The organism is Mesorhizobium sp. M1A.F.Ca.IN.022.07.1.1 (genome assembly GCF_003997575.1).
Classification (GTDB): Bacteria; Pseudomonadota; Alphaproteobacteria; order Rhizobiales; family Rhizobiaceae; genus Mesorhizobium.
In genome coordinates, this window is record NZ_RZST01000363.1 from 1 (window position 1) to 5,637 (window position 5,637).

4 protein-coding genes are annotated in these 5,637 nt (G+C 65.3%); all 4 read left to right on the top strand.

What is annotated here, in order from left to right; genetic code table 11:
- The coding region (tssL, locus tag EOA75_RS27800) for a type VI secretion system protein TssL, long form (RefSeq protein ID WP_127325666.1) at positions 1-443 on the top strand (443 nt) is incomplete at its 5' end.
- A gap of 25 nt (positions 444-468) precedes the next feature.
- Entirely contained in the window at positions 469-3,999 is a 3,531-nt protein-coding gene (gene tssM / locus EOA75_RS27805; RefSeq protein ID WP_206517045.1) for a type VI secretion system membrane subunit TssM, read from the top strand.
- Between the two features lie 153 nt (positions 4,000-4,152).
- Positions 4,153-4,917, top strand: coding sequence for a protein phosphatase 2C domain-containing protein (locus EOA75_RS27810; RefSeq protein ID WP_127240052.1), 765 nt, complete (start codon positions 4,153-4,155; stop codon positions 4,915-4,917).
- A 5-nt stretch (positions 4,918-4,922) separates the two neighbouring features.
- On the top strand, positions 4,923-5,637 hold a 715-nt coding region (locus EOA75_RS27815; RefSeq protein ID WP_164747596.1), incomplete at its 3' end, for a serine/threonine-protein kinase.

The following is a 5,637-nucleotide window of genomic DNA, read 5'->3' on the forward strand; positions in this document are numbered from 1 at the left end:
CGGCGCGTATGCGGTCGATCTGGGTTACGGTGGGAACGGCAGGCGGCGGGCTGACGGTCGGCACCAAGGGCAACTTCATCGTGGTCGAAATCAGCAACCAGCTCTTGTTCACGCCCGGGCAAGCCGAGCTGAAGCCGGAGTTCCAGCCCATCGCCGCGGACATCGCCACGGCTCTCGATGCCGAGCCCGGACCAATATGGATCGTCGGCCACACCGACAATGTGAAGCCGAAGAAGTCGAGCCAGTTCAAATCGAACTTCGATCTTTCCGTCGCGCGCGCCAAAGCCGTCCAGTCAATGGTGGCAAACGAGCTCAAAGACCCATCGCGGGTCGCGGTCGACGGCAAGGGCGAGGACGAACCGATCGCCGACAATGCGACGGCGGACGGCCGCGCCAAAAACCGCCGCGTCGACGTGATGATCCCGAAGGAGGAGACGTTGTGAGCGCGCGCGGCGGGGAGCGGCACTGATGCGCTGGGTGCTGCGGCTGTTCAGCCTGCTCGCGCTTGCCGGCTTCTCGGCTGCGGTCTGGTATGCCGGGCCGCTGATCCGGTATGCCGATACACGTCCGCTCGGACCGGTCTGGCTCCGGACAACGATCATCGGCGTGGCCGTCGCGCTGCTCGCAATCTTCTACGGCATCCGCTTCTGGCAAGCGCGCAAGGCGCAGAAGGCGATTGAGACGGGCATCGTTCGCAGCGGCGACCGCAACGACGATTCAGGGGTGCTCGAAGCGCGTATGAGCGAGGCCATCGCGACCCTGAAGCAGTCGAGCGGCAGGCGCAACTTCCTCTATGAGATCCCCTGGTACATCATCATCGGCCCGCCGGGCGCCGGCAAGACGACGGCGCTGGTCAATTCGGGGCTGAAATTTCCGCTTGCCCGCTCCGGCAATGCCCAGCCGCTGGCCGGGGTCGGCGGCACGCGGTCCTGCGACTGGTGGTTCACCGAGGATGCCGTGCTGATCGATACGGCCGGCCGCTACACGACGCAGGATTCGGATGCCGAGCGCGACAAGGCGAGCTGGCTCGGCTTCCTTGGACTGCTCAAGAAGTACCGCACCCGGCAGCCGATCAACGGCGTGATCCTCGCCATCAGCGTCGCCGATCTGATCGGCTTCGACGACCAGCAGCTCGATGCGCATGTCACCGAGATACGAAGCCGGCTGCGGGAGTTGCACGAGACGCTGAAGATCCAGTTCCCGGTCTACCTGCTCTTCACCAAGGCGGACCTCGTTGCCGGCTTCATGGACTATTTCGGCGATTTCGATGAAGTCCGCCGGCGCAAGGTCTGGGGTGCGACGTTCCAGACCACCGACCGCAACAGGAACATGGTCAGCGAAACCTCGGCCGAGTTCGACGCGCTGGCCAGGCAGCTTGCGGACGAGATCGCCGACCGCCTGCAGGACGAGGCCGATCCGGTGGCGCGCATCGCGATCTTCGGCTTCCCGGCCCAGTTCGCCGCGCTGCGAACCCGCGTCGTGCGGTTCGTCACCAGCCTTTTCGATGCCTCGCGGGCCCAGGTGAATGTCAGCCTGCGCGGCCTCTATTTCTCGTCGGGCACGCAGGAAGGAACACCGATCGACCAAGTGCTGGGCGCGATCGGCCGCAATTTCGGCAGCGCTTCGCAGGCGCATCTTTCCGGTACCGGCAAGAGCTTCTTCCTGCATGATCTTCTGGCGAAGGTGATCTTCCCCGAGGCCGGCTGGGTCTCGTTCGACAGGACAGCGGAGCGGCGCGCCAGGCTCGCCAGATTTGGCAGCCTCGCCGCGATCGCATTGGCGGCTTTTGCAGCGCTCGGCGTGCTGGGCCTCAGCTACTTTGCCAACGAGTCGCTGATCGGCTCCACGAGACAGGCGATGGCGCAGTATCGGGACGGCGCGGATTCGCTGCTCAGGAGCACGACAGTTACCGATGTCGACCTCGAAAACGTCATCGGCCCGCTCGATCAACTGCGCAACCTGCCGGCGGGATATGAGACCGCCGGCCAAACGAAGCCGATCGAGGAGAGTTTCGGGCTCAGCCAGCGGGAGAGGCTTCTGTCGGCGTCCAAATCGGCCTATCGGCAGGCGCTGGAGCGTAGCTTCCGCTCGCGTCTGCTGGTTCAGGCGGAGCGCACGATCCAGGCCAAGATGGCCGACCCGATCGCGCTCTACGAACCGTTGAAGATCTATCTGATGCTGGGCGGCAAGGCGCCCAAGGTCGACGACGAGCTGATCGTCTCCTGGATGAAGCAGGATTGGGAGGAAAACCGCTACCCCGGCGAGAACAACCGCGAAGGCCGCGCGCAGCTCGAAAAGCATCTGCGCGCCATGCTGGCGCTCGACGATGCCTACGACCCGGTGTTCGAGCTCAACCAGCCGCTGGTCGAGGCCGCGCAACGATCGCTCGGACGCATGAGCCTTGCCGACCGCGCGTCGGCGCTGATCAGATCGGCGGTCTATGCGGCAAGGCTCCAGGATTTTTCCGTTGCCGCCAAAGCCGGTCCGGAGGCGCAGCTCCTGTTCGAACGCATGGACGGCGCAGAGCTCGCCGACCTTGGCGTTCCCGGCCTCTACACCAAGGCGGGGTTCAACGGTTTTTACCTGCCGCAGCTCTCGCGCATCGCGCAAATGCTGGTCGATGACCAGTGGGTTCTCGGCGGCGGCGGCGAGCAGGGCGGCATCGATCAGGACCTGCCCAGGCTCGGCCCCGAACTCATCGATCGCTACGGCAAGGAGTTCGCCTCCGCCTGGAACGGCGCGCTCGACCAATTGAAATTCAAGGCGATGCTGAAGGACAAGCCGCAATATATCACGCTCTCGGCCGCCGCCTCGCCGGACTCGCCGCTGGACCGGCTGTTCACGGCCATTGCCGATGAAACCGCCCTGACAAAAGACGGCGCCGCCTTCGCAGGCGACACCGGAACGGCGCAGCAGGACCCGGTCGTTATGGCCAAGGGTCTCGCCCGCATCGGTCTGCAGATCGCCGGCGGCAAGTCGCAGAGCCGCGCCGGGGCAAGCTCGTCCGCCACGCAGAAAGCCGGCGCCACCGTCGAGGCGCAGTTCAGGCCGTTCCAAGCGCTGGTGAGCGGCTCCAGCGGTCGCCGCCCGCTCGATGCGCTGACGCAAAACTTCCACGACATCTACCAGAGCGTGAAGCTGGCAGCGGATGTCCCCGCGCAGACGGAGCGCGTCAACGCGAACCTGAAGCTGCAGATTTCGACGATGCGCGCCAATGCCTCGCGCCTGCCCAAGCAGCTCGCGCGCATGGTCGACGCGGCGGCGGACGAGTTCGAAGGCAATGTCGCCGAGACTTCGGTAGCCAACCTCAACCAGATGCTCGACGAGACGGTCACGCGCCCCTGCGAGGAAGCCGTCAACGGCCACTATCCCTTTGCCGGCGACGGCAGCGAGGAAATCTCTCTTGCCGATTTCGCCAAGCTGTTCGCACCGGGCGGCCTGATGGACCGGTTCTTTGCGCAGAACCTGGCGCCGCTGATCGACATGACAGGCCAGGACTGGACCTGGAAGCAGGAGGCCCGCTCCAGCCGCGACCTCGCCAAATCGACCTTGAAGGCGTTCCAGGCGGCGGCGGAAGTCCGCAGCGCCTTCTTCCCCTCCGGCGGTTCGGCGCCGTCGGTCTCGATCACCTTCACGCCCTCCTCTCTGAACAGCGAGGTCGACAGCGCGGTGCTCAACATAGATGGGCAGACGGTGCAAAGCACGCAGGCCGGCAATGCGCCGAGCACGGTGACATGGCCGGGCGGCGGCGCTTCCGGATCCGCGAGCCTCAGCCTGACGCCGGAGATGCCCGGCCGCGAGTCCGCCCTCAAATTCGAAGGGCCATGGGCTCTGAAGCGCCTGCTGGACAAGGCGAGCGTCACCAGCAACGGCGCCGGCGCCGAGGCGCGCTTCGTGATCGGCGGACGCGACGTCGCCTACAAGATGGAGAGCGGCTCTGGCGCCAATCCCTTCCTGCTCCCGGCGCTGTCCGGGTTCAGCTGTCCGAAGGCATTCTGAGATGGCGCCGTCATGGTCGATCGGATCGTTCCCGAGCAGCACCGTCTCCCGCCTTCATTTTGATACTCTAAAGTATGCGCTTGTGGCAAACTGGCCTGGGCACGCGGCCCATCGTTCGTCACAGAGGACGCTCGCGAAGCGCTTGGTGGCAAATTGAGCACTGTCGCCCTTTCCATTGAGAGTTTCGGCGTCAGCCACAAAGGCTGTGTGCGCGACCACAACGAAGACAACTATCTGGTCGAGCAACAAGCCGGCCTTTGGGTGGTGGCCGACGGAATGGGCGGCCATGAGGCCGGCGAGGTCGCTTCGGCCAGCATCGTCGACCACCTGGCGACGATCGGCATTGCGAGCTCGGCGCCGGACCTTCGCGCCCGTTTCGAGGACCGGCTGAGCCGCGCCAATGCCGAGATCCGCAACATATCGCGTTCGCGCGGCATCACCATCGGCTCCACCTTCGCCGCCCTGCTCGCCATGGAGGGGCGGTTCGCGGGCCTGTGGGCCGGCGACAGCCGCATCTATCTGGTACGCGGCGGCGCCATCTCGCAGATTTCCAGGGATCATACCGAAGTCCAGGAGCTGCTAGACCGGGGCATGATCAGCGCCGAGGAAGCGCTCACCTGGCCGCGCCGCAATGTGATCACCCACGCCGTCGGGGTCAGCGACGAACTCGAGATCGATTTTCAGCAAGGCGAGCTGATGCCGGGGGATATCTTCGTATTGAGCACCGACGGGCTCACCGCGCATGTCAGCGACGCGGAGATCGAAGCGGCGGTGAAGTCCGCGCCGCCGCAAGCCGCGTGCGAGAAGCTGCTGAAGACGGTGCTGGCGCGCGGCGGAACGGACAATGTCACCATCGTGCTGGTCAGGATCGGCGACGGACGCAACGGACCGCTCGATGCGGATCGGTCCAGGGGCTGAGACAGATGAGCGACGACGACAGGACGCGGATTTCGCCGAACCTCGCAAATACCGGCGTCGGCACGCAGCTCAGCGGCATTTACGAGCTTGACGAGCGCATCGCATCCGGCGGCATGGGCGAAGTCTATCGCGGCCACAATATCCAGACCGGCGACCATGTCGCGATCAAGATCGTGCTGCCCGAGTTCGCGCGCGACCAAACCATCCTGTCGCTGTTCCGCAAGGAAGCCTCGATCCTCAACCATTTGTCGCATGACGCGGTGGTGCGATACCACGTCTTCACCATCGATCCGGGCATCGGCCGCCCCTACCTGGCGATGGAGTTCGTCGACGGCCAGTCGCTGTTCGATGTCATGCGGCGCGGCCCGATGGCGCCGCCGGACGTGCGTCGGCTTTGCCATCGCCTCGCCTCGGGCCTGAGCGCCGTCCATCAGGCCGGCGCGGTCCACCGCGACCTTTCGCCCGACAACATTATCCTGCCGGGCGGCCGGGTCGAGCGCGCCAAGATCATCGACTTCGGCATCGCGCGCTCGGCGAATGTCGGCGGCGAGACGCTGATCGGCGGCAAATTCGCCGGCAAATACAATTACGTCTCGCCCGAACAGCTCGGCCTTTATGGCGGCGAGGTCAGCGAGCAATCCGATATCTACAGCCTCGGCCTGGTGCTGGCCGCCGCGCTGCGCGGGAAGCCGCTCGACATGAGCGGCTCGCAATATGAGG